Below are 971 nucleotides of genomic sequence, written 5' to 3' on the forward strand. Positions count from 1 at the left end.
GAGCAGCTGCTGCGGGAAGCCGTCGGGGTACCCGAGGGCTGGATGATCGCCGGCCACATCGTGGTGGGGTGGCCGAAGGGCAAACATGGCCCGCTGCGCCGGCGTCCGCTGGCCGAATTCGTCAACCTCGACCGCTGGGACCAAGCCGCCGACGGCGTCCTCGACGGTGCCCGAGCCCCCGGCTAGCTGGGCGCTCGAAGCCATTGGCCCGGCGAACCGGGCGCGCGGCGGGATGGCCTGTTTGATACCCCATGCCCGGATTCAGAGATTATTACTTCCGCAACCGAGAATGGTATTCTCGCCGTGACAGTCACGACGAGAGGCGGCGCGGATGCTGTTGGAGTTCGATGCTGACCAGCGACTGTGGCAGGACACGGTGCGCGACGCCGTCGCGAAGCAGTGCCCGCCGTCGTTGGTGCGCAGCGTGGCCGAAGAGGGCGTCGACCCGAGCCCGTTGTGGAAATCGTATGTAGACCAGGGCTGGACCGAGCTCAGCGATGCGGACAGCGCCGTCGAGTTGGCCATCGTGCTCGAGCAGCTCGGCCACGCCACCGACCCCACCCCTTACCTGGCGACGATGAGCCAGTTCGCGCCGCTCGCCGCGGACCGCTTCGACCCACACCAGTCGGGCACCGCCGTCTATAGCGGGGTCGCCGCGCACCGCGACGCCGAGGGTTGGGTCCTGGAAGGCACCGCGCGGCACGTGCTCGACGGAGATCGCGCGGATCGGCTGGCGGTGGTGACCGACGCCGGGGTGTTCCTGGTCGCGTCCGGTCAGGTGTCGGCCCGGCGCGCGGCGGTGTTCGATCCGGTACTGCACGTCGCCGACCTGTCGTTCGCCGAGGTTCGGGTGCCCGACAGTGACCGGCTGACCGTCGACGCGGAACGCGCTCACCATTTCGCGTTGACCGGCATGGCGATCACGATGGTGGGCGCCTGCCAACGCATCCTCGACCTGGTGCTCGAGCACG

Annotated in this window: 2 pseudogenes; both read left to right on the top strand. The window is 69.1% G+C overall.

From position 1 onward, the window contains the following. A pseudogene (locus tag A9W96_RS00830) lies at window positions 1-186 on the top strand (nitroreductase); the annotation flags it as partial. A gap of 145 nt (window positions 187-331) precedes the next feature. After that, window positions 332-971: pseudogene (locus A9W96_RS00835) on the top strand (acyl-CoA dehydrogenase family protein); the annotation flags it as partial.

Origin of the sequence: Mycobacterium sp. 1245852.3, from assembly GCF_001669335.1 — a bacterium.
Classification (GTDB): domain Bacteria; phylum Actinomycetota; class Actinomycetes; order Mycobacteriales; family Mycobacteriaceae; genus Mycobacterium; species Mycobacterium europaeum_A.